Origin of the sequence: Burkholderia sp. MSMB1459WGS (assembly GCF_001534535.1) — a bacterium.
Classification (GTDB): Bacteria; Pseudomonadota; Gammaproteobacteria; order Burkholderiales; family Burkholderiaceae; genus Burkholderia.
Genome location: NZ_LPMU01000012.1, coordinates 101,761 through 123,657, shown reverse-complemented (window position 1 = coordinate 123,657; position 21,897 = coordinate 101,761). Strand labels below are relative to the sequence as shown.

At 67.7% G+C, this 21,897-nt stretch carries 21 protein-coding genes and 1 pseudogene; 12 read left to right on the top strand and 10 right to left on the bottom strand.

All coding sequences use genetic code 11. The features are described 5' to 3' along the window. Positions 1 to 14: 14 nt before the first annotated feature. Complete coding sequence (locus WT97_RS05560) at positions 15 to 275, top strand: hypothetical protein (protein ID WP_059794042.1); 261 nt, start codon at positions 15 to 17, stop codon at positions 273 to 275. Positions 276 to 515: 240 nt separating this feature from the next. On the opposite strand, the gene WT97_RS05555 is transcribed toward WT97_RS05560, so the two are convergent. Together WT97_RS05555 and WT97_RS05550 are read right to left on the bottom strand one after the other, a co-directional pair. Beyond that, positions 516 to 1,490, bottom strand: coding sequence for a LysR family transcriptional regulator (locus WT97_RS05555; protein ID WP_060353105.1), 975 nt, complete (start codon positions 1,488 to 1,490; stop codon positions 516 to 518). A gap of 175 nt (positions 1,491 to 1,665) precedes the next feature. Further along, entirely contained in the window at positions 1,666 to 2,640 is a 975-nt protein-coding gene (locus WT97_RS05550; RefSeq protein WP_060353104.1) for a GlxA family transcriptional regulator, read from the bottom strand. A gap of 117 nt (positions 2,641 to 2,757) precedes the next feature. On the opposite strand from WT97_RS05550, the gene WT97_RS05545 reads away from it, so the two are divergent. Beyond that, positions 2,758 to 3,441 carry a DJ-1/PfpI family protein gene (locus tag WT97_RS05545; RefSeq protein ID WP_060030384.1) on the top strand — a complete coding sequence of 228 codons (684 nt, stop codon included), beginning with the start codon at positions 2,758 to 2,760 and terminating at the stop codon, positions 3,439 to 3,441. 59 nt (positions 3,442 to 3,500) lie between these two features. Further along, a complete protein-coding gene (locus WT97_RS05540) occupies positions 3,501 to 3,812 on the top strand; it encodes a cupin domain-containing protein (protein WP_060030403.1) in 312 nt (103 codons plus the stop codon). Positions 3,813 to 3,899: 87 nt separating this feature from the next. Here WT97_RS05540 and WT97_RS35090 read toward each other — a convergent pair. Then, a pseudogene (locus WT97_RS35090) lies at positions 3,900 to 3,992 on the bottom strand (PAAR domain-containing protein); the annotation flags it as partial. A gap of 325 nt (positions 3,993 to 4,317) precedes the next feature. Between WT97_RS35090 and WT97_RS05535 the strand changes: the two are divergent. Together WT97_RS05535 and WT97_RS05530 are read left to right on the top strand one after the other, a co-directional pair. Beyond that, complete coding sequence (locus tag WT97_RS05535; protein WP_059504535.1) at positions 4,318 to 5,205, top strand: LysR family transcriptional regulator; 888 nt, start codon at positions 4,318 to 4,320, stop codon at positions 5,203 to 5,205. A gap of 245 nt (positions 5,206 to 5,450) precedes the next feature. After that, entirely contained in the window at positions 5,451 to 8,558 is a 3,108-nt protein-coding gene (locus WT97_RS05530; RefSeq protein WP_059794033.1) for a transglycosylase domain-containing protein, read from the top strand. 39 nt (positions 8,559 to 8,597) lie between these two features. Here WT97_RS05530 and WT97_RS05525 read toward each other — a convergent pair whose 3' ends face one another. Then, entirely contained in the window at positions 8,598 to 8,945 is a 348-nt protein-coding gene (locus tag WT97_RS05525; RefSeq protein WP_060353103.1) for a GFA family protein, read from the bottom strand. 148 nt (positions 8,946 to 9,093) lie between these two features. Between WT97_RS05525 and WT97_RS05520 the strand changes: the two genes are divergently transcribed. Then, on the top strand, positions 9,094 to 9,339 hold the full coding sequence (locus WT97_RS05520) for a DUF1272 domain-containing protein (protein ID WP_006483256.1): 246 nt from the start codon (positions 9,094 to 9,096) through the stop codon (positions 9,337 to 9,339). 28 nt (positions 9,340 to 9,367) lie between these two features. On the opposite strand, the gene WT97_RS05515 is transcribed toward WT97_RS05520, so the two are convergent. Then, positions 9,368 to 10,051 (bottom strand): FadR/GntR family transcriptional regulator, encoded by a 684-nt coding sequence (locus WT97_RS05515; RefSeq protein WP_034208310.1) that lies wholly within the window; start codon positions 10,049 to 10,051, stop codon positions 9,368 to 9,370. A gap of 145 nt (positions 10,052 to 10,196) precedes the next feature. Here WT97_RS05515 and dgoD point away from each other — a divergent pair, with 145 nt between their 5' ends. Further along, positions 10,197 to 11,345: a galactonate dehydratase gene (dgoD, locus tag WT97_RS05510; RefSeq protein WP_059504527.1), complete on the top strand. Its 1,149-nt coding sequence runs from the start codon at positions 10,197 to 10,199 to the stop codon at positions 11,343 to 11,345. 235 nt (positions 11,346 to 11,580) lie between these two features. Here the strand turns inward: dgoD and WT97_RS05505 are convergent, their stop codons facing one another. Further along, positions 11,581 to 12,513 (bottom strand): CopD family protein, encoded by a 933-nt coding sequence (locus WT97_RS05505; RefSeq protein WP_059504525.1) that lies wholly within the window; start codon positions 12,511 to 12,513, stop codon positions 11,581 to 11,583. 378 nt (positions 12,514 to 12,891) lie between these two features. Between WT97_RS05505 and WT97_RS05500 the strand changes: the two genes are divergently transcribed. The 3 genes from WT97_RS05500 (at position 12,892) to WT97_RS05490 (ending at position 16,563) form a co-directional block, all read left to right on the top strand. Beyond that, entirely contained in the window at positions 12,892 to 13,656 is a 765-nt protein-coding gene (locus WT97_RS05500) for a c-type cytochrome (protein WP_034208313.1), read from the top strand. A 19-nt stretch (positions 13,657 to 13,675) separates the two neighbouring features. Next, positions 13,676 to 14,974, top strand: coding sequence for a cytochrome c (locus WT97_RS05495; RefSeq protein WP_059794029.1), 1,299 nt, complete (start codon positions 13,676 to 13,678; stop codon positions 14,972 to 14,974). A gap of 137 nt (positions 14,975 to 15,111) precedes the next feature. Then, positions 15,112 to 16,563, top strand: coding sequence for a DEAD/DEAH box helicase (locus tag WT97_RS05490; protein WP_059504521.1), 1,452 nt, complete (start codon positions 15,112 to 15,114; stop codon positions 16,561 to 16,563). Here WT97_RS05490 and WT97_RS05485 read toward each other — a convergent pair. From WT97_RS05485 to WT97_RS05475, 3 genes are all read right to left on the bottom strand, one after another. Beyond that, positions 16,557 to 17,063, bottom strand: coding sequence for a hypothetical protein (locus WT97_RS05485; RefSeq protein WP_059794027.1), 507 nt, complete (start codon positions 17,061 to 17,063; stop codon positions 16,557 to 16,559). The genes WT97_RS05490 and WT97_RS05485 overlap by 7 nt on opposite strands. Positions 17,064 to 17,133: 70 nt before the next feature. After that, on the bottom strand, positions 17,134 to 17,961 hold the full coding sequence (locus tag WT97_RS05480; protein WP_034208317.1) for a ferritin-like domain-containing protein: 828 nt from the start codon (positions 17,959 to 17,961) through the stop codon (positions 17,134 to 17,136). A gap of 326 nt (positions 17,962 to 18,287) precedes the next feature. Beyond that, positions 18,288 to 19,928, bottom strand: coding sequence for a gamma-glutamyltransferase family protein (locus tag WT97_RS05475; RefSeq protein WP_059794025.1), 1,641 nt, complete (start codon positions 19,926 to 19,928; stop codon positions 18,288 to 18,290). A 211-nt stretch (positions 19,929 to 20,139) separates the two neighbouring features. On the opposite strand from WT97_RS05475, the gene WT97_RS05470 reads away from it, so the two are divergent. Continuing rightward, the gene (locus WT97_RS05470; RefSeq protein ID WP_034208319.1) at positions 20,140 to 20,919 is read left to right on the top strand and encodes a DeoR/GlpR family DNA-binding transcription regulator; all 780 of its coding nucleotides are present in this window, start codon (positions 20,140 to 20,142) and stop codon (positions 20,917 to 20,919) included. A 301-nt stretch (positions 20,920 to 21,220) separates the two neighbouring features. Further along, positions 21,221 to 21,418 carry a hypothetical protein gene (locus WT97_RS05465; RefSeq protein WP_006477892.1) on the top strand — a complete coding sequence of 66 codons (198 nt, stop codon included), beginning with the start codon at positions 21,221 to 21,223 and terminating at the stop codon, positions 21,416 to 21,418. A 90-nt stretch (positions 21,419 to 21,508) separates the two neighbouring features. Here the strand turns inward: WT97_RS05465 and WT97_RS05460 are convergent, their stop codons facing one another. Then, the gene (locus WT97_RS05460; RefSeq protein WP_041489246.1) at positions 21,509 to 21,877 is read right to left on the bottom strand and encodes a hypothetical protein; all 369 of its coding nucleotides are present in this window, start codon (positions 21,875 to 21,877) and stop codon (positions 21,509 to 21,511) included. Positions 21,878 to 21,897: the final 20 nt, after the last annotated feature.

The window sequence follows — 21,897 nt, the reverse complement described above, 5'->3', positions numbered from 1 at the left end:
AAGGAATACTAATCATGCAAGAACTCAACATGCAGGAAGTGAATGCCGTATCGGGTGCGGGCCTCGTCGGCGCCGTCCTGGGGCTGGTCAACGGTGCGCAATCGGGCGCGCTGACCACCGCCACGCTGGGCGGCTGGATTGCCGGCGAGTATGGAACCGCCGGCCTCGGCGCCCCGGCAACCTCGCTGACGGCCGCTGTTTTGGGCTATCTGGCAGGCGGAGCCGTGGGTGGGGTTGTCGGCGCAGTCGACGGGTTCTTCGCGCCGGGTGTGTAACTACACGGTGTAAGTCGGTCGGACAGCGTTCGCGCTGTCCGATTTCGTTTCCTGCGAGGCTAGCCCGATTTCCGTCCCGGTCGGCGTCCCCCGATCCGGACCATGCACAAATCCCTCCGCCTTACCGGCGCCCGCCCCGGCGTGTACTACCTGTGCGCCTCACGCCCGGCGCTCCCTCGCGCGCGCCCCTTTTCGCAAGCCGCCTCGCCTGCTCGGAAAGGCGTCGCCCATTTACACCCACTACGCCGCCACCGAACTGCGCGGCCCCCGCGCCGCCTGCGCCCCCACCCGCCCCCGCCAATTCTCCCCACCCTCCAGCGCCGGCGTCGACTCGAACACCTCCGCGATCCAGTCGGCGAACACGCGCACCTTCTGCGACAGATGCCGGTTGTGCGGATACACGATCGAGATCGGTTTCGGCTTCGGATTGCAGTCCGGCAGCACCTCCACCAGCGAGCCGTCGAGCAGGTTCTGCAGCACCATGAACAGCGTCGGCTGGATCATCCCGAAGCCTTCGAGCCCGCATGTCACGTAGGCATCCGAATCGTTGACCGTGACGCTGCTGTTCATCCGCACCTCGAATGGTTTGCCGTCGATCATGAACACCCACGGAATCGCCCGCGCGCCGTGGCTCGAACGAAAATTCACCGCATGATGGTCGACGAGATCGGCGATCTCGTTCGGCTCGCCGTGACGGGCGAGGTAATCGGGCGACGCGCACGTCACACGCTTCAGCATCCCGATGCGCCGCGCGACCATCGACGAATCCTCGAGCGGCCCGACCCGGATCATGCAGTCGATGCCTTCCTCGACCGGATCGACGTAGCGATCGGACAGGCCCAGTTCGAGCGTGATGTCCGGATAGCGCTGCCGGAAGATCGACAGCGACGGCAGCACGATGCGGCGCCCGAGCGAACTGGGCATGTGGACGCGCAGCATGCCGCTCGGCTTGCGGTTGCCGGCCTGGAAACTCGCGTCGGCCTCGGCGATCTCCGCGATGATCTTCATGCAATGCTCGTAGTACGCGGCGCCCTCCGGCGTCAGCGACAGCCGGCGCGTCGTCCGGTGCATCAGGCGCACGCCGAGCAGCGCCTCGAGATTCTGGATGATGGTCGTCACCGACGCACGCGGCATCGCAAGCGTGTCGGCCGCCCGCGTGAAGCTGTTCGCGTCGACCACGCGGGTAAAAACTTCCATTGCCTGGATGCGGTCCATGCTGCTTCCCCCTTCGAATCGCCAACGGAACAGAATAGAGCGCGCGGCGGGCGCGGCACAAGCCCCCGCCCATTGTTCTCGCATCCTGAATAGTTTCGACGCTTCGGATTGGAAACAGACCGGTTTCCGTTCAGTTCCGGGCGCCACCGCGCCGGCCTCGGTCATCCGCAGTACGTTACCGCACGAACCGCTCGCGATACGCCTGCGGCGACACGCCCAGCACCCGCACGAAACTGCGCCGCAGCGTCTCCTCGGAACCGAAGCCGCAACGCCCGGCAATCCGCTTGACGGGCCACGCCGTTTCGCCGAGCAGGCGTTGCGCGGCTTCGACGCGGATCTGCTCGACCGCGCGCGCAGGCGTGCGGCCGGTCTCCGCGCGATAGTGGCGCACGAAGCTGCGCTCGCTCATGCTCACGCGTTCGGCGAGCGCGGGCACCGACAGGTCGGCCGTCAGGTGCTCGGCCATCCATGCGTGCAGCTCGCCGAACCGATCGGCGGTGCGCTGCATCGACAGCATCGTGCTGAACTGCGCCTGCCCGCCCGGACGCTTCAGGAACACGACGAGTTCGCGCGCGACGTCGAGCGCGGTCGCCCGCCCGAGATCCTCCTCGACCAGCGCGAGCGCGAGATCGATGCCGGCCGTCACGCCGGCCGACGTCCACAGCGCGCCTTCGCGGATGAAGATCGGGTCCGGCTCGACGCGCACGTTCGGGTAGCGCGCCGCGAATTCGTCGCAGCGCGCCCAATGCGTGACCGCGCGCCGCCCGTCGAGCAGGCCGGCCTCGGCGAGCAGGAACGCGCCGGTGCAGACCGAGGCCACGCGCCGCGCGCGTCCGGCCTGCTGCCGCACCCACCGCACCACCCGCGTATCCTTCGACGCCGCATGCACGCCCTTGCCGCCGGCGACGATCAGCGTATCCGGATGGCTCGCGGCCGCGCGCAGCGACTCGGCCATCACGACGAGGCCCGACGACGTCTCGACGGGCCCCGCTTCGACTGCCACCACGCGCGGCGCATACGGCGCCGGCTGCCCACGCTCCAGCGCGAGCTCGTTGACCGACGCGAACACCTGCAGCGGCCCCGTCACGTCGAGCAGTTGTGCACGGGGAAACGCGAGGATCAGGATCGAACGCGGGGTGGCGGCAGGCATGACGATTGGCTGAAAACGTGGGTGATATGGCAATTTCGCCAAACACTACGCGCCTAGAATCGATCTGTCCATCCCGTGCCGAACGGCACACGTTCCCGTCCCTCCCGGAGCCTTCGCATGACCCTGCATATCGGCCTTCTCGTCTTTCCCGGCGTCCAGCAACTCGACCTCACCGGCCCGCACGACGTGCTCGCGTCGCTGCCGGACGCGGCCGTCCATCTGGTGTGGAAGTCGCGCGACGCGGTCGCGTCGAGCAGCGGCCTCGCGCTCGCGCCGACCTGTACGTTCGACGACTGCCCGCCGCTCGACGTGATCTGCATCCCCGGCGGGATCGGCATCAACGAACTGCTGCTCGATGCCGAAACGATCGCGTTCGTGCAACGGCGCGCGGCCACCGCGCGCTACGTGACGTCGGTCTGCACGGGTTCGCTGCTGCTCGGCGCGGCCGGGCTGCTGCGCGGGCGGCGCGCGACGACGCACTGGCGGTTCCACGCGCTGCTCGAACCGCTGGGTGCGATCCCCGTGCGCGAGCGCGTCGTGCGCGACGGCAACCTGGTCACGGGCGGCGGCGTGACAGCCGGCATCGATTTCGCGCTGACGATCGCCGCGGAGCTGGTCGGCGACGAAGAAGCGCAGGCGATCCAGTTGCAGCTCGAATACGCGCCCGCGCCGCCGTTCGACGCCGGCTCGCCCGACACCGCGCCGGCCGCGGTCGTGGAGCGCGTCACCGAGCGTTCGGCGGCCGGCTTCGCGAAGCGCAAGCAGATCGTCGAGCAGGCGCTGCGCGCCACGTCGCGCTGAATGCGGATGTCGGAAAAATCACCGGAAAGCGGCGCACACGCGTGCAGGAGAACACATCGATGAACATCATCCGGAGCGCCGCATTCACGGCGGACCGCGCGTGGGGCGCCCTCGACATCGCGAATCTGAACGGCATCACGGTGCGGCTGCACTGGACCGACCAGCCCTATCGCTGGCATGTGAACGACGGCGAGGAGGTGTTCGCGGTGCTCGATGGCCGCGTCGAGATGCGCTATCGCGACGCAGGCGTCGAGCACGCGACGGTGCTCGAAACGGGCGACGTCTTCCACGCGACGGCCGGCACCGAGCACGTCGCGCATCCGCTCGGCGCCGCGCGCATCCTCGTGATCGAGACCGAAGGCAGCGTCTGACGGCAGGCGCGCGCGCATCGATGCCGCGCGGATGGCGACCGCGTCCGCGCGGCTGCATCCACTTGGCGGGTTTCACGGCGAAATGGTCTAGGTGGGCTGCGACGCGATCAGTTTCGGCCGCGGCGTGCATCGGCGCCGACACAGGTCGTGTTCGAGCGCGACGACCTTGCCCGTCACGGTCGGCACGATCGGGCGAATCTGCCGTGGCGACAGGGACGCGTCCGGCTCGACATCGCGTTACATCGAGAATGCCTGATGCTTTAAATAAAAAATCAGCCTATATTTTCGTACAATTACTAAATACAAAACCATCCAAAAGTTTTAATAGCGATCGAATCGAATCGTTGATTCGATCGCCGATTCACGCCGGAACCCTTTATTCTCACGCTGCTCGCACACCGGATAAACAGGTGATTTCATAATAATCAATCGCCCAAACGAGTCGTTCAAATCACCAAATCGATAGATAGAATTCAATCACCGCTTTCTCTTTATCGATAAAAAAATGGACGAACTCCTGCCGATGCGGTTATTTGTCAAGGTCGCCGAACTGCGCAGTTTTGCGCGCGCGGCCACGGAACTGAACATCTCCAATTCGTCGGCCACCCGGCTCGTCATGGGCATCGAGGACCGGCTCGGCGCACGCCTGCTGAATCGCACGACCCGCAGCCTGTCGTTGACCGACGCAGGCCATCTCTATCTGGCGCAGATACGTCACGTGATCGACGAAATCGACCGGGTCGAGGATACGATCGCATCGATGCATCACGAACCGATCGGATCGCTGAAAATCGCCGCGCCGGTCATGTTCGGCATGCACGTGCTCGCGCCCGCGATCGATGCATTCAAGACGTTGCATCCGGCCATCGTGCCGGAAGTCACGATCGTGGACCGCCACGTCGACCTCGTGTCCGAGGGCTTCGACATCGGGCTGCTGCTGTCCCAGCACATCAGCAACAACACCCTCGTGAAGCGCCCGCTCACGCGCATCGAACGGATCGTCTGCGCCGCGCCGCTCTATGTCGACCGGCATGGCGCGCCGGGCCATCCGCACGATCTCGCGTCGCACGCGTGCCTCGCATTCCATGCCGATTTCGCGGGCGAATACCTGTCGTTCGATCACGACCAGACGCGCATCACCGTGCGTCCGAACAAGTCCGCGTCGTCGAACAACGCCGGCCTGATCCGGAACTGGGCGCTGTCGGGCATGGGCATCGCCGTGCTGCCCGACTTCCTCGTCGAGCGGGATCTCGACGATGGCCGGCTGCTCGCGCTGCTGCCAGGCTATCTGCTCGAGGCCCTCGAGATGAATGTCGCGTACCCGAGCCGCCGGCACTTTCCGCGCAAGGCCCGGCTTTTCGTCGATCACCTGATCGACCATTTCGTCAGTTGAATGAACGACGAAATCGCGCACCATTTTTCACACCGACCCGCCGCCGCCCGCCCGGCCCTCGCATCGCCGGGGCGGCCCGCCGGCAGGCGTTCGACGGCCGCCGGCCCATCGCCCGGCCGGCATGGGCACGCCTGTTGCGCCGGCGCATCTCGGTAGTCGACCGCCCTTGGCAGCCCGCCGCGGAGGACTACACTAATCCTTAATGGGGTGCGGCCGGATAACCGCGCCCTCAGGGAGACGCCGCCATGAATCGGCCGCTGAATCGTATCCTGCCGCGCGTGACCGGTCCGGCATCGGTCTGGACGTGGGTCAAGTGGTCTTTGCTCGCCGCATTGCTGATCGCGGTGGCGATCGTCGCGCGGCTCGTGCAGACCGAGATCGAAACGTCCCGGCTGCAGGCGCACTACCTGTCCGAGCTCACCCGCGACGTCGGCTACACGGTCGAAGCGGGGCCGAGCGACCACATCCGCTTCCCCGCCGACGGCCCGTACGACCGGCGCTTCGGCTACGCGATGATTCCCGCGTTCCAGCAGCGACTGCTTGCACGCGGCTTCGTCGTTAGCGAACAGGCGCGCGATTCGCAGCGGATGCTGTCGCTCGGCCAGCGCGGGCTGTTTCTCCCTTACGAAGAGAAAGACCAGACAGGCCTGATGCTGTTCGATTCGACCGGCTCGCCGCTGTTCGCGACCGTGTTTCCGCAGCGCGTCTATGCCGACTTCGACACGGTGCCGCGCGTGATCGCCGATTCGCTGCTGTTCATCGAGGATCGCTACCTGCTCGATGCAAACGAACCGAACCGCAACCCCGCGATCGACTGGGGGCGCTTCGGCCGCGCGCTCGCCGACCAGGCGCTGCACGTCGTCAACCGCCACCAGGCACGCCCGGGCGGCAGCACGCTCGCGACGCAGATCGAGAAGTTCCGCCATTCGCCCGAGGGCCGCACCGCGACGCCGCCCGAGAAGCTGCGGCAGATCGCGTCCGCGTCGGTGCGCGCCTACCTGAACGGCCCGCAGACGATGCTCGCGCGCCGCACGATCGTCGTGCGCTACCTGAACTCGGTGCCGCTCGCCGCGCGGCCGCACGTGGGCGAAATCACCGGCATCGGCGACGGTCTGGCCGCGTGGTACGGCCGCGACTTCAACGACGTGAACCGCGTGCTGTCCGCGCCAACGACCGGCGACAACGTCGACCAGCAGGGCAAGACGTTCCGCGAGGTGTTGTCGCTGCTGATCGCGCAGCGCGCGCCGTCGTACTTCCTCAACCGCGGCTATCCGGCGCTGCAGAAGCTGACCGACAGCTACCTGCGGCTGCTGTCGAACGGCGGCGTGATCTCGCCCGCGCTGCGCGACGCCGCGCTCGCCGCGCAGATCGAACGCAGCGCACCGCCGGCCGCCGCGCGCGTGCAGTCGTTCGTGTCGCGCAAGGCCGTGACGTCCGCGCGCGCGTCGCTGCTGTCCGCGCTCGGCATCAGCGATCTGTACCAGCTCGACCAGCTCGACCTGCAGGCCACCAGCACCCTCGACAACGGCGTGCAGCAGGCGGTCGCGCAGCGGCTCGCGCAGGCGTCGACGCGCGACGGCGCGCAGGCCGCCGGCCTGTACGGTTTCGAGATGCTCGCGCCGAAGGACGATCCGTCGCATCTCACGTACAGCTTCACGCTGTACGAACACCGCAACGGCGCGAACCTGCTGCGCGTGCAGACCGACAGCGTGAACCAGCCGTTCGACGTGAATCGCGGCGGCCGCATCAACCTCGGCTCGACCGCGAAGCTGCGCACGCTGATCACGTACCTGCAGATCGTCTCCGACCTGCATGCGCGCTATGCGAACCTGTCGAACGCGGAGCTGGCGCGCGTGAAGCCCGATCCGATCGACGGGCTGTCGCGCTGGGCGCTCGACTACCTGTCGCATACGCGCGACCGCTCGCTGCAGGCAATGCTCGATGCAGCCGTCGAACGCAAGTATTCGGCGAGCCCGGACGTGTTCTACACGGGCGGCGGCGCGCAGGTGTTCTCCAACTTCGAGAAGTCGGACAACGGCCGCATCATGACGCTGCACGCGGCGTTCGAGCACTCGGTGAACCTCGTGTTCGTGCGGCTGATGCGCGACATCGTCCACTACGAAACGCTGCAGGCGGCCGGCCCTTCGTCGTCGTGGCTGGGCGATCCCGCGCAGCGCCAGCATTACCTCCAGCAATTCGTCGACGGCGAGAGCCAGGTCTACGTGAAGCGCTACTACACGCGCTATGCGGGCAAGGCGCCCGACGACGCGCTCGCGCTGATGCTGCGCGACGTACGCAAGTCGCCGCCGAAGATCGCGACGGTGCTGCGCAGCGTCGCGCCGAACGAATCGCTCGCGTGGTTCGATGCGCAGATGCGCGCGCAACTGAAAGGCACGCCGGCCGCGACGCTGTCCGACGACGATCTCGCCGCGCTCTATGCGAAGTACGCGATCGACCGCTTCAACCTCAACGACCGCGGCTATATCGCGAGCGTCCATCCGCTCGCCCTGTGGACGCTCAACTACCTGCGCGCGCACCCGGGCGCAGCGCTCGCCGACGTTCAGCGCGACAGCCGCGATGCGCGCTTCTACACGTATTCGTGGCTGTACAAGACCCGCTACCACGCGACGCAGGACCGGCGCATCCGTCGCATGGTCGAGCTGCGCGCGTATGCGGAAATCACGAAGTCGTGGCGCGCGCTCGGCTACCCGTTCGCGGAAGTGACGCCGTCCTATGCCGCCGCGATCGGCGCATCGGGCGACCAGCCCGACGCGCTCGCGAAACTGATCGGCCTGATCGCGAACGGCGGCCGGAAGGCGCCGACCGAGACGATCACGCGGCTCGATTTCGCGAAAGGCACGCCGTACGAAACCCGCTTCGTCCGCGCGGCCGCGCAGCCGCAGCCGATGCTGGCGCCGGAGATCGTCAACGTCGCGCACACGCTGCTGCGCGACGTCGTGCTCCACGGCACCGCGCGCCGCCTCGCGGGCGGGCTCACGCTGCCGGACGGCAAGACGCTCGACGTGTACGGCAAGACGGGGACGGGCGACCAGCGCTTCAACGTCTATGCGCGCGGCGCGCGGCTGATCGAGTCGCGCAAGGTCAACCGCAGCGGCACCTTCGTGTTCGCGATCGGCGACCGGTTCTTCGGGGTGCTGACGGCGACCGCGCATGAGCCGTATGCGGCGCGCTACGACTTCACGAGCGCGATGGCCGTGCAGCTGCTGAAGTCGATGGCGCCGGCGCTCGCGCCGCTGATCGAACGCCCGGCCGACGCCGGCACGCGCACCGCCGGGCCCGCACCGCAGGCGGAAACGCCTGCGCCGAACGCGGCCGCCGTGCAACCGTCCTGATCCGATTGCGGCGCATCGGTGCCCGCGCCAGCGCGCCGCTCAGCGCGAGCGGCCGTCGTAGTGCGTGACGGGCAGCGCGTCGAGGTCGACGCCCTCGAGGCAACGCACGTTGATCGCGGCCATCGCGGTGCCGTCCGGGTGGATGCCTTCGCCGAACGCATGAATCCCGCAGCGCTTGCAGAAGCGATGCCGGATCACGTGCTTGTTGAACATGTAGGTCGCCAGATTCTCGTCGGGTGTCAGCAGCTTCATGCGGTCGCGCGGCACGAACCACATCAGCGCACCCTTGCGCTGGCAGATCGAGCAGTTGCACGCCATCACGCCCTGCAGGTCGCCTTCCGCGTCGAACGTCACGTCGCCGCAGTAACAGCTTCCGCGATAAAGCATGGTCGTCTCCCGGTGCGGCCCATGGGCGTCGCCAGCGCCCGGGCGGGCCGCCGTTGGCCGGGCCGATACAAACGCGTACAGTAGCGCTCGCATGCGCCGCACGCAATGTCCGGGCGGCGCCCATCCCTCACCGACCCAGGAGACCGTCATGCTCGAACTGCGCCCCGGCTGCGAATGCTGCGACAAGGACTTGCCGCCCGATTCGGCGGAAGCGCGCATCTGCACATTCGAGTGCACGTTTTGCGCGACCTGCGCGGACGACGTGCTGAAGGGCCGCTGCCCGAACTGCGGCGGCGACCTGGTCGCGCGCCCGCGGCGACCGGCGAGCCTGCTCGCGAAGTACCCGCCGTCGACGGAGCGCATCCACAAGCCGGGCGGCTGCGCGAACGCCTGACGCCGCGGCACCGGCCGCCCCGCTCCTGTCACGACGCTTCGATGCGCGCTCGCGTCACCGCGAGCAGCGTCGCCATCGCGCGGCGCGCGCCGTCCTCGTCGCGCACGCGGATCGCGTCGCTGACGGCCGTATGCTCGGCAAGCGACGCGTTGTACACGTCCGCCCGACGCGCATTCAGTTGCAGTTGCGCCTCGAGCGTGCGATCGATCAGCGCGCCGAGCGGCACCAGCAGCTCGTTGCCGCCGGCCTCCAGCACGCTCAGGTGAAAGCGCAGGTCGGCGCGCACCCATTCGTCGACGTTGCGCGCGGCGGCCATCGCGCGCGCCGCGCCCTCGATCGCGTCGAACGCGTCGGGCGTATGCGTGCGCGCGGCCAGCGCGGCCGCGTATGGCTCGATCATCTCGCGCATCTCCTGCAGCTTCAGCGCGAACGCGAGCGGCGGCGCGACGCGCGCATACCAGTCGAGCAGATCGGCATCGAGCAGGTTCCACGCACGGCGCGGCCGCACGCGCGTGCCGACTTTCGGCCGCGATTCGACCAACCCCTTCGACGTCAGCGTGCGCAACGCCTCGCGCATCACCGTGCGGCTCACGCCGTACATCTCCATTAGGTCGGGTTCCCTCGGCAGCAGCGATTCGGGCGGATAGTCGCCGCGCAGGATCGCCGTCGCGAGCCGGAAGGCCGTCTGTCCATGCAGGTCGCGTTGAATGATCGTTCTCCGTCGGGCGGGTGCCCACTATCTGCACATTAATGCTATTAATACTATTTTTTATTCGACTACGCTAGGATAACCGCGAAAGCACGGATCGCGCGCCGCGTCCGCACGGCCGCGCCGGTCAATCATGGAGACTCGCCTCATGAAAATCACTCGCCTCGAAACTTTCGTCGTCCCGCCCCGCTGGCTGTTCCTCAAGATCGAAACCGACGAGGGCATCGTCGGCTGGGGCGAGCCGGTCGTCGAAGGCCGCGCGCACACGGTCGAGGCCGCCGTGCACGAACTGGCCGACTACCTCGTCGGCCGCGACCCGCGCTTGATCGAGGATCACTGGCAAGTGATGTACCGCGCGGGCTTCTATCGCGGCGGGCCGATCATGATGAGCGCGATCGCCGGCGTCGACCAGGCGCTGTGGGACATCAAGGGCAAGCATCACGGCGTGCCGGTGCACGCGCTGCTGGGCGGCCAGGTGCGCGACCGCATCAAGGTGTATTCATGGATCGGCGGCGACCGGCCGAGCGACGTCGCGAACAATGCGCGCGCGGTCGTCGAGCGCGGCTTCAAGGCCTTGAAGATGAACGGCTCCGAAGAACTGCAGATCGTCGACACCTACGACAAGGTCGAGCAGGTGATCGCGAACGTCGCGGCGGTGCGCGATGCGGTCGGCCCGCACGTGGGAATCGGCGTCGACTTCCACGGCCGCGTGCACAAGCCGATGGCGAAGGTGCTCGCGAAGGAGCTCGACCCGTACAAGCTGATGTTCATCGAGGAGCCGGTGCTGTCGGAGAACGCCGAGGCGCTGCGCGACATCGTCAACCAGACCAATACGCCGATCGCGCTCGGCGAACGGCTGTACTCGCGCTGGGATTTCAAGCACATCCTCGCGGGCGGCTACGTCGACATCATCCAGCCGGACGCATCGCACGCGGGCGGCATCACCGAATGCCGCAAGATCGCGACGCTCGCGGAAAGCTACGACGTCGCGCTCGCGCTGCACTGCCCGCTCGGGCCCATCGCGCTCGCCGCGTGCCTGCAGCTCGACGCGGTCAGCTACAACGCATTCATCCAGGAACAGAGCCTCGGCATCCACTACAACCAGGGCAACGACCTGCTCGACTACCTGCGCAATCCCGAAGTGTTCCGCTACGAAGACGGCTTCGTCGCGATCCCGCAGGGCCCGGGGCTCGGCATCGACGTGAACGAGGAAAAGGTGCGCGAGATGGCGAAGACGGGCCATCGCTGGCGCAACCCGGTGTGGCGCCACGCAGACGGCAGCGTCGCCGAGTGGTGAGTGCGATGCGCATCGCGCGCGGCTGCGGCCGGCGCGATACGCATTCGGTTGCGGATGGCCGGTTGCGGATGGCCGGTTGCGGACGGCCGGTTGCGGACGGCCGGTTGCGGACGGCCGGTTGCGGACGGCCGGTTGCGGACGGCCGGTCTCGGACAGCCGGTTCCGAACGGCCGCCCGACAGGGCGGCCGTTTTACATGCGCGGCGCCATGACGTCGCGCCGCACGGAGCGCGCCGTCAGCCGAGCGCCGCGAACCCCGGCACGCTGAACGACAGCACGGCCGCCGCGACGAATACGCCGATCATCGTCATCCCTTCGAGATGCAGGATGTTGCGGAACGTGTACGCGTCCTCGGTCGACGCGGTGCGGCGCAGGCGAGGCAGCGCCGAGAAGCGGTTGAGCCCGCCGAGCACGAGCGCGAGCGCGACGAGCAGCAGCTTCAGCAGCAACACGCGCCCCCACGTGCTGCCGTCGAGCGGCGCGAGCGAGCCGCCGAGCCCGCGGATCGCGTTGAGCACGCCGGTGCCGAGCACGAAGACGACCGCGACGATCGACGTACGCGACAGGTGCTGGCCGATGCGGATCAGCGCGCCGCGCGCGACCGACGAGCCCAGCGCCGGCAGCACTGCGAGCCCACCCGCGAGCACGAGGCCACCCCATACGGCGGTGGCCAACAGGTGCAGCGTCTGCACGCCGACCGCCGCGGACAGCACGCCGCTATCGGCCGCATGGCCGAGCGACGCCTTGCCGGCCGCGACCACGATCACCGCGAGCCACAGCACCGCATGCGCGAGCGGGCCGTCCGGTTTCGCGAGCGCGACGATCGCGAGCACCACCGCGCCGGCGAACGCGACGCTCCACGCGAAGCCCGTGTGCGTCTGCATCAGCATGACGGGCATCGCGGCGAACGCGCCGCCGAGCCCCGCGCCGCTCATCGCCGCGGCCTCGTAGACGAGCCAGCCGAGATCGGCGAGCACCAGTGCCAGCGCCGCCGCGACCAGCGAATGTTGCGCACGCAGCCATGCGGGGTGCGACGGCGCGACGACCGGCCGCGCGCCGTCCTTGCCGAGCCACGCCTTGAGCAGCGCCGAGCCGACCGCCATCGCGAACGCCGCGTCCATCAGCGCCGCGAGCGCGACCTGCCCGATCCACAAGCTGTCGAACTTCATCGCGCATGCCCTCCCGCAAGCGGCAGGCCGGCAGTGCGGCGGCAACGGGACGGACGGCGTGAGGCAGGCAACGGCACGGTAAGAAACGTCATCGATGAATCCGGAAACGGGAGAAATGACTGGACCTGCGGCGGAGGCGGCGCCGCGCGACCCGCGAGTGTACGGTCTTCGAGGGTGAAAGCGCACGCCGGTTCACTCGCGCGTGGCGCAATGCGCGTCAAATTGTCGCAAGTCGCAAACAGACAGGAACCGATGTCCTTTCGTCAAATAGCCGTCATTACCCATCGATGATAGAATGCCGCGTCGCAGCAGCCCGGCTGTCCTGCCGTCCATGCGCCGAGCCGATCGTAGCCCGGACAAGGTCCCCGACGAATAATCATGGAGTCTCGTGTGTCTTCAAGACGCCTCTTCCGTCCGCTGCTCGCCGTTCTGATGATCGGCGGCGCGGGCCTTACGAGCGCTGCCCAAGCGCAGACCAAGCCCACGGAGCAAGCGCACGCCCAGCAGGCGCCGCTCAAGGCACCCGATACCATGGCCGAGCGCGTGCGCGGCTGTACCGCATGCCACGGCGTTCACGGCCAGGGCACGGACAACGACTATTTCCCGCGGCTTGCCGGCAAGCCGGCCGAGTACCTGTACAACCAGCTCGTCAACTTCCGTGACGGCCGGCGCAAGTACCCGCCGATGAATTACCTGCTGACGTACCTGAACGACGACTACCTGCGCGAAATCGCCGAGCACTTCTCGGCCGAACGTCCGCCGTACCCGACGCCGGCGAAGCCGACGCTGCCGGCCGCGACGCTCGCACGCGGCAAGCAGCTCGTCACGCAGGGCGACCCGTCCCGCAAGCTGCCGGCCTGCGTGGCCTGCCACGGCGCAGGGCTGACCGGCATGCAGCCGGCGATCCCGGGCCTCGTCGGCCTGCACGCCGATTACCTGAGCGCACAGCTCGGCGCATGGCGCTCGGGCAACCGCCACGCGAAGGCGCCCGATTGCATGCACGACATCGCCGCGAAGCTTTCCGACGAAGACGTGACGGCCGTGACCGCATGGCTCGCCGCGCAACCGGCGCCCGCCAACCCCGTGCCGGCTCCGGCGCGTTCGATGAAGACTCCGCTCGCCTGCGGCAGCGAACCGCAATAAGGCAAGGGAGACAGACACAATGAAACGCAAGTCCCTGTTTGCACTCTCGGCCGTCGCGATCATCGCGGCCGCCGCCCTCGTGCCGGTTCTGTGGCCGGGCAACGACACGCTGCACGGCGCTGCCGCCGTCGCGGCCACGCCGGCCGACCAGGCCGCGCTGATCAAGAAGGGCGAATACCTCGCGCGCGTGGGCGACTGTATCGCGTGCCACACCGTGCGCGGCGGCAAGCCGTTCGCGGGCGGCCTGCCGATGGCGACGCCGTTCGGCACGATGTACACGCCGAACATCACGCCGGACGACCAGAACGGTATCGGCAAGTGGACGTCGGACGACTTCTACCGCGCGATGCACACCGGCCGTTCGAAGGACGGCAGCCTGCTCTATCCGGGCTTCCCGTTCGCGAGCTACACGAAGGTCACGCGCGCCGATTCGGACGCGATCTACGCGTACCTGCGCTCGGTGGCGCCGGTGTCGGTGCCGAGCCGCCCGCACGAACTGAAGTTCCCGTTCAACAACCGCAACCTGCTGATCGGCTGGCGCACGCTGTTCTTCAAGGAAGGCGAGTACAAGCCGGATCCGACGAAGTCGGTCGAATGGAACCGCGGCGCGTATCTCGTCGAAGGCCTCGGCCACTGCTCGATGTGCCACACGTCGATCAACATGATGGGCGGCCCGGTGAACTCGTCGGCGTTCGCCGGCGGCCTGATCCCGCTGCAGAACTGGTATGCGCCGTCGCTGACGAACGACAAGGAACTCGGCCTCGGCGACTGGCACGTGCAGGAGCTGTCCGACCTGCTGCAAGCCGGCGTGTCGCAAAAGGGCGCGGTGTTCGGCCCGATGGCGGACGTGGTCCACAACAGCCTGCAGTACATGACCGACGAAGATACGCGCGCGATGTCGACGTACCTGAAGTCGATCCCGCAGAAGGCCGAAGCGCCGAAGAACATGCAGTACGAGCCGTCGAAGCAGTTCGGCAACGCGCTGTTCGAGCAGGGCAAGAAGATCTACGCGGACAACTGCGCGACCTGCCACGCCGAAAACGGCGCCGGCAAGCCGCCGGCCTATCCGCCGCTCGCGGGCAACCACTCGATCATGATGGAATCGGCCGTCAACCCGATCCGCATGGTGCTGAATGGCGGCTACCCGCCGAGCACGTTCAAGAATCCGCGTCCGTACGGGATGCCGCCGTTCGCACAGTCGCTGTCGAACCAGGAAGTCGCGGCGGTCGTCACGTATATCCGGATGTCTTGGGGTAACAACGGTACGCCGATCTCGCCGCAACAGGTGAGCGATCTGCGTTCCGCGCCGCTCGACTAAGAAGCGGCTCACACACACGGGGCGCGGCTGCGGGAAACCGCGGCCGCGCCCTTTTGCTTTTTGGCTGTTTTGCGATGCAGGTTTGCCGCGCGGGCCGCGCGATGCATCGCCGATCATAAAACTCAAGAGTGGTATCTATGTCTTTCGAATCTCTAGGCCTGGCCGAACCGCTGGTCAAGGCGGTCAACGAGCTCGGCTACACGTCGCCGACCCCGATCCAGCAGCAGGCGATCCCGGCCGTCCTCGGCGGCGGCGACCTGCTCGCCGGCGCACAAACCGGCACCGGCAAGACCGCCGGCTTCACGCTGCCGATCCTGCAACGCCTGCACACGTTCTATGCCGAGCACCGTGGCGCGAAGCGCGCGGTGCGCGCACTGATCCTCACGCCGACGCGCGAACTCGCCGCCCAGGTCGAGGAAAGCGTGCGCGCGTACAGCAAGTACCTGAAGCTGCGCTCGACCGTGATGTTCGGCGGCGTCAGCATCAATCCGCAGATCGATGCGCTCAAGCGCGGCGTCGACATCGTCGTCGCGACGCCGGGGCGCCTGCTCGACCACATGCAGCAGAAGACCATCGACCTGTCGGATCTCGACATCCTCGTGCTCGACGAAGCCGACCGGATGCTCGACATGGGCTTCATCCACGACATCAAGCGCGTGCTCGCGAAGCTGCCGCCGCAGCGCCAGAACCTGCTGTTCTCGGCCACCTTCTCCGACGAGATCAAGGCGCTTGCCGACAGCCTGCTCGACTCGCCCGCGCTGATCGAGGTCGCCCGCCGCAACACGACCGCCGAGAGCGTCGCGCAGAAGATTCATCCGGTCGACCGCGACCGCAAGCGCGAGCTGCTCACGCACCTGATCCGCGAGCACAACTGGTTCCAGGTGCTCGTGTTCACGCGCACCAAGCACGGTGCGAACCGGCTTGCGGAGCAACTGACGAAGGACGGCATCAGCGCGATGGCGATCCACGGCAACAAGAGCCAGTCGGCCCGTACGCGCGCGCTGGCCGAGTTCAAGAACAGCACGCTGCAGGTGCTCGTCGCGACCGATATCGCCGCGCGCGGGATCGACATCGACCAGTTGCCGCACGTCGTCAACTTCGACCTGCCGAACGTGCCCGAGGATTACGTGCACCGGATCGGCCGCACGGGCCGCGCGGGCGCGACCGGCGAAGCCGTGTCGCTCGTGTGCGTCGACGAGAAGCAGTTGCTGCGCGACATCGAGCGGCTGATCAAGCGCGAGATCCCGCAGGAAGTGATCGCAGGCTTCGAACCCGATCCGAACGCGAAGCCGGAGCCGATCCAGCAACGCCGCGGGCAACAGCAACCGCGCGGCGGCGGCGGCAATCGCCCGCCGCGTGGCGGCGGCTCAGGCCAGCCGGCCGCGAAACGCGACGGCAACGCGCAACCGAAGGCCGGGCAACCGAAAGCGGCACCGCAAAAGGCAGCGAAGCCGCGCACGCAGGGCGGCGCCGGTGGTAACGGCGGCGGCCGTCCGGCGGGCGGCGGCAACGGCGCCCGGCCGGCGAGCGGCAACGCCGCGCACGCGAACCGCAACCGTTCGTCGCGCAGCGGCCAGCGCGGTCACTGAAGCCGCGCGGCCGCGCGCCGCAGGTGCTCGATCTGGCGCTGCCAGCGTGCGAGCACCGCGGCGCGCTCCCCTTCCAGTGTGAACGTGACGCCCGTCGCGAGACGCGCATAGCCGACCCGCTGCGCATCGCCGTGCGCGATCGTCGCAGCGAATCCGGCCAGTCCCCCGAAGTCTCCTTCGAGCGGCGCCATCTCCAGTTGCGCCTGAAAGAACGCACCGTCCGCGACGAGCGTCAACGCGGCCGTGCGCCGTTGCGCGATCGCGCGGGCCGTCCGCGACTGCGGCCAGAGCGCGATCAGCAGCGTGCGCGCATCGTGCGCATAGATCTCGCCGACGCCGAGCAGCGTCGTGCGCAACTGGCCGTCGTCGGTCGCGACGATCAGCGACGCGGCGATATCGGCATGACGTTCGAGTGCGGTGCCGTCGAACAACGACACGACGGCGGACGGCCACGCGTCGAAGGTCCATTGTTCGAGCGCGTGGCGATGGGTATCGGTCATGATGGCGTGGCCCCGGGTACGGATCGGACGAGGATGCGCCAGCATAGCGCGACGGGCCGCGCCGCGGCGATCAGCGCAGGAAAACGTGCCGCGTGATCTTCGTGAGCGGATAGTGGACGCCCGGCTGGATCTTCGCGGGCAGATCGAGCGGCTTGAGCAGCATCTTCACGCACATGTCGGCCGACAGGTTGCGCCGCACGAGCCTGCTGATGCGCGCGGCGCGCTCGCGGTTGTATTGGCTGTCGCCGACGCGGTCCGGATAGCGGATCGCGAATACGTGGCGCAGCGCGATCTCGGAATCCTCGTTCTTGATTTCCATCACGCGGCGCGCGAGCGCCCCGAGCACCGCGAGCCGGCCGTTGCCTTCGACCTGGTTGTACTTCTTGAAGAACTTGAAGAAGTGCTTGTAGTGGCGCACTTCGTCCGTGCGGATGTTGTCGGTGATTTCCTTCAGCACCGGCTCGTCCGAGCATTCGTTGATCGCGCGATAGAGCGTGGCCGTGCCCGTCTCGACGACGCAGCGTGCGACCATTTCAAGCGCGCGGGTCTTTTCGAACGCCTCGACCGAGCAGGTCTTCGAATACTCGGCAAAGAAATTCGCGAAGGCGGTATCCCAGTCGAACTCGGGCCACACGTGCGCGATGTACGCCTTCAGCGCGCGGCCGTGCTGCAATTCTTCGTGCTCCCACGCATTGTTGAGCCATGCGGAAACTTCCGGATCGTCGTTGAAGAATTCGCTCAGATTGCTCGTATAGAGATCCGAGCCGCTTTCGATGAACGACGATGCGCACAGCAGCAACAACAGATCCTCGTTCGCGGCGGCACGCTGACGATCGATCCGGTTCAGGTCGATGTCCTCGATACGCCACGGCATCACATGCGTCGTTTTGGTGTCCATGGTGGTGCGCTCCCAGTCGTCGCGCGGAGGCCGGCCCATGCCTGGGGCACAGGCGCCAGCCGATCCGCAGGCGGCGTTTTACATGCGTTTATAGTGAATCGGTCCGGCCGAACCATCCTGGCATCTTAGCCGGACTTTGACGTTCGTGCTCCAAAGCACTGACCATACCCGGCAGGCGCAGTTCCACGGCGTCCGTTGCCGTTCGTTAGACGAGGCCTTCGAACCGCTTGCGCGCGTGCGACCGTATCCGCCGCGCGAAACGAAACGGGCGGCCGCCGGGCCGCCCGTGATGCGTGAAAATTGCCGGTAACGCTGGAAGCGATCCGTCAGAAACCGGCCGCCAGCCCGTCGCGCCGGCTGTCGCTCGCGGCCACGTAGCCGCGCTCCGGATCGTCGGGATCGAGGCGCCAGACGAACTGCCCCGAACCGAAATCCATGTAAGGATCGTCGATCGACTGGATCGTGTGGCCGCGGGCGGCCAGCGCGTCGACCGTCGCGCGGTTCATCGTCGCCTCGACGTCGAGCGTGAAGTCGCGGTTGACCTTCCAGCGCGGCGCGCAACATGCGGCCTGCGGCTGCTGGCCATAGCCGAGCATCCGCACGACGGTCTGCAGATGGCCCTGCGGCTGCATGTCGCCGCCCATCACGCCGAAGCTCATCACGGCCTCGGTGCGGCCGTTGGCTTCCTCTGTGACGAACGCCGGGATGATCGTGTGGAACGGCCGCTTGCCGCCCGCGACGACGTTCGGCGAAGCCGGGTCCATCGAGAAGCCGTGCCCGCGGTTCTGCAGCGCAATGCCCGTGCCGGGCACGACGAGCCCCGAACCGAAGCCCATGTAGTTCGACTGGATGAAGCTCACCATCATTCCGCGTTCGTCGGCCGCCGCGAGGTAGATCGTGCCGCCCGAATGCGGGCGGCCGGCGGCGAAGTGCGTCGCGCGGGCAGGATCGATCAGCTTCGCGCGTTCGGCGAGATAGGCATCGTCGAGCATCTGTTCGGGCGTGACGTCCATCGCGCGCGGATCGGCGACGTAGCGATAGACGTCCGCGAACGCGAGCTTCATCGCCTCGATCTGCAGGTGCTGCGAATCGACCGAGTCGATCGGCCATTCGGTCGCGCCCGCATGCTCGGCGATGCCGAGCGCGATCAGCGCGGCGATGCCCTGCCCGTTCGGCGGGATCTCGTGAATCGTGTGGCGGCCGAAGCGCTTGCCGATCGGCTCGACCCATTCCGGCCGGTACGCGCGCAAGTCGGCTTCGGTCAGCGCGCCGCCGCCTTCGCGCGCGAACGCGGCGATACGCTCGGCGAGCGCGCCTTCGTAGAACGCACGGGCACCGTCCTTCGCGAGCGTGCGCAGCGTCTGCGCATGCCCGGGCAGGCACATGCGTTCACCGACGAGCGGCGCGCGGCCGCGCGGCATGAAGGTGTCCGCGAAGCCGGGCAGGCCCTGCAGTTCGGGAACGGCCGCCGCCCACTTGTGCGCGACGATCGGCGACACCGAATAGCCGCGCTCCGCGATCTCTATCGCCGGCTCGAGCAGGTCCGCGAACGGCAGCGAACCGAACTTCGCGTGCAGCGCTTCCCAGCCCGCGATCACGCCCGGCACGGTGACGGTGTCCCAGCCGCGCGTCGGCTTGTTCGCGATGCCGCGCGCGTTGGCGCCGTGGCGCTTGCGGAAGTAGTCGACGTTCCACGCGGCCGGCGCGACGCCCGATGCATTCAGCCCGGACAGCCGCTCGCCGTCCCACACGAGCGCGAATGCATCGCCGCCGAGCCCGCACGACACGGGCTCGACGACCGTGATCGCGGCGGCCGCGGCCAGCGCCGCGTCCACCGCGTTGCCGCCCTTCCACAGCATCCGCAGCCCGGCCTGCGCGGCAAGCGGGTGCGACGTCGACACGACGTTGCGCGCGAACACCGGGATGCGGGTCGACGGATACGGGTTGTGCCAGTTGAAATCAGTCATCGATACCACCTCGTCGAAAGCCGAATGAACGCGCCCGCGCGAGCGGGCAATCCGCCATTGCAGCGCGATCGGCGCAATCGCACAAATTCATTTGTCACATGAATCCATGCAATTTCTACATGATTCATGTGCGCCGACGGCCGGCTGGCCGGCCGAACGCCGTTGCCGCCCTTACAATACCCGCTCCGTCTCACGACCCGACCATCGAGCCATGACCCGAGATCCCCGCCTCACCCTCAACGCGCGCCAGCAGGAACTGCTCGAATGGGTGCAGCGCGACGGCTTCGTGACCGTCGACGATCTCGCCGCGCATTTCGCGGTGACGCCGCAGACGATCCGCCGCGACGTGAACTGGCTCGCCGACCTGAACCTGCTGCGCCGCTACCACGGCGGCGCGAGCCTGCCGACCAGCTCGGAGAACGTGTCGTATACGGCGCGCCAGCGGATGTTCCACGACGAGAAACGGCGCATCGCGGCGCTCGCGGCATCGCACATCCCCGACCAGGCATCGCTGTTCATCAACCTCGGCACGACGACCGAGGAAGTCGCGCGCGCGCTGAACCGCCATCACGGGCTGCACGTGATCACGAACAACCTGAACGTCGCGTCGATGATGAGCGGCTACCCCGACTGCGAGGTGCTGATCACGGGCGGCATCGTGCGGCCGTGGGACAAGGGTATCGTCGGCGAGCTCGCGATCGACTTCATCCGCCAGTTCAAGGTCGACTACGCGATCATCGGCACGTCGGCGATCGAGGCCGACGGCACGCTGCGCGATTTCGACACGCGCGAGGTGCGCGTCGCCGAGGCGATCATGCAGCATGCGCGCACGGTCTACCTCGTGACCGACCATTCGAAGGTCGGCCGCCCGGCGCTGGTGCGCCAGGGCCATCTGAGCCAGGTGCACGCGCTTTTCACCGACAAGCCGCTGCCGCCCGACATGGCCGACACGGTGGCCGCGGCCGGCACCCAGGTGTACGTCGCGGAATGACGCTCGCGATGTTGCAGCGCACCTGAAACTTCAAGTGAAATCAAGAAGTTGACGCCGCGCGCGAACCGCTCGCGGCGGGCCCTTCTGTCAAACGGAAAATTAACGGGGCACGATTTGTCGTTGCCTGCGCGCTCGACTAGACTCCAGTTCCCCGGCCCGTTCGCCGATCCGCCTGTGCCAGGGCGGTGCGAATCGCAGGCCGGCGAATGCAGCTTTTCCCCCCAAGCCATACCCTCGCGGGGTATCGCGCGGCGGCGTATGCGCCGGCCGCGCGGGCAGTCCGATTGCCATGGAGAGAACGATGCTGAGTCCGCATGAATTCGCCACGCTCTTGCTTGTGAAGGACGCGCCTGATCAGCGCGACATGGATCGGGATGAACTGGACATCCTGCTCGAACAACAGCTCGTCCGCCTGGAAGGGCTCGGCTCGGGACGCAAATACTGCGTGACCGAGACCGGCGACGCCGCGCTGCGATCCATCAAGTACCGCTATTCGTAAGCCCCGCCGCTTTGACCCGAACGCGCGGCCGGACTCCGGCCGCGCGTTCGTTTCGGCCTCCCGCCTGCCCGCCGTTCGCCGCCCCCGGCATCAGCCGCCGCGCAGCGTCGGATCGACCGCCGCCCGCCAGCTGATGGCCTGCGCACGCGCCCCGTTGAAATAGGCGATCCAGCCGGCGCGCGCCGCCGCGTCGGGCGCCACATAGTGGGTCGAAAGTTCGTTTACGAACGCACAATAGTTCGCCTCGGTCAGCCCGCGATACCGTTTCGCGACGTACGCGTCGTACAGCGTCGAGTAGACCGGCTGCGCGTCCGCGCCCCAGTCGCGCGCCGCGCCGCCGCACGACGTCTGCAGGTCGACGAACGACGGCGCCCGCCAGTTGCCGGCGAGCGGCGGCATACCCGCGCTGCACCCCGCCAGAAGGACGGCGCACACGCCGGCCCACATCCCAATACGCATGATTCACCTCGCGAAACGGT

Coding starts and splice junctions, on each gene's coding strand:
- WT97_RS05490 (WP_059504521.1), top strand. CDS start 15,112: ATGTCTTTCGAATCTCTAGGCCTGGCCGAACCGCTGGTCAAGGCGGTC.
- WT97_RS05535 (WP_059504535.1), top strand. CDS start 4,318: ATGGACGAACTCCTGCCGATGCGGTTATTTGTCAAGGTCGCCGAACTG.
- WT97_RS05460 (WP_041489246.1), bottom strand. CDS start 21,877: ATGCGTATTGGGATGTGGGCCGGCGTGTGCGCCGTCCTTCTGGCGGGG.
- WT97_RS05540 (WP_060030403.1), top strand. CDS start 3,501: ATGAACATCATCCGGAGCGCCGCATTCACGGCGGACCGCGCGTGGGGC.
- WT97_RS05495 (WP_059794029.1), top strand. CDS start 13,676: ATGAAACGCAAGTCCCTGTTTGCACTCTCGGCCGTCGCGATCATCGCG.
- WT97_RS05465 (WP_006477892.1), top strand. CDS start 21,221: ATGCTGAGTCCGCATGAATTCGCCACGCTCTTGCTTGTGAAGGACGCG.
- WT97_RS05520 (WP_006483256.1), top strand. CDS start 9,094: ATGCTCGAACTGCGCCCCGGCTGCGAATGCTGCGACAAGGACTTGCCG.
- WT97_RS05555 (WP_060353105.1), bottom strand. CDS start 1,490: ATGGACCGCATCCAGGCAATGGAAGTTTTTACCCGCGTGGTCGACGCG.
- WT97_RS05500 (WP_034208313.1), top strand. CDS start 12,892: ATGGAGTCTCGTGTGTCTTCAAGACGCCTCTTCCGTCCGCTGCTCGCC.
- WT97_RS05470 (WP_034208319.1), top strand. CDS start 20,140: ATGACCCGAGATCCCCGCCTCACCCTCAACGCGCGCCAGCAGGAACTG.
- WT97_RS05475 (WP_059794025.1), bottom strand. CDS start 19,928: ATGACTGATTTCAACTGGCACAACCCGTATCCGTCGACCCGCATCCCG.
- WT97_RS05550 (WP_060353104.1), bottom strand. CDS start 2,640: ATGCCTGCCGCCACCCCGCGTTCGATCCTGATCCTCGCGTTTCCCCGT.
- WT97_RS05545 (WP_060030384.1), top strand. CDS start 2,758: ATGACCCTGCATATCGGCCTTCTCGTCTTTCCCGGCGTCCAGCAACTC.
- WT97_RS05485 (WP_059794027.1), bottom strand. CDS start 17,063: ATGACCGATACCCATCGCCACGCGCTCGAACAATGGACCTTCGACGCG.
- WT97_RS05505 (WP_059504525.1), bottom strand. CDS start 12,513: ATGAAGTTCGACAGCTTGTGGATCGGGCAGGTCGCGCTCGCGGCGCTG.
- WT97_RS05560 (WP_059794042.1), top strand. CDS start 15: ATGCAAGAACTCAACATGCAGGAAGTGAATGCCGTATCGGGTGCGGGC.
- dgoD (WP_059504527.1), top strand. CDS start 10,197: ATGAAAATCACTCGCCTCGAAACTTTCGTCGTCCCGCCCCGCTGGCTG.
- WT97_RS05525 (WP_060353103.1), bottom strand. CDS start 8,945: ATGCTTTATCGCGGAAGCTGTTACTGCGGCGACGTGACGTTCGACGCG.
- WT97_RS05530 (WP_059794033.1), top strand. CDS start 5,451: ATGAATCGGCCGCTGAATCGTATCCTGCCGCGCGTGACCGGTCCGGCA.
- WT97_RS05480 (WP_034208317.1), bottom strand. CDS start 17,961: ATGGACACCAAAACGACGCATGTGATGCCGTGGCGTATCGAGGACATC.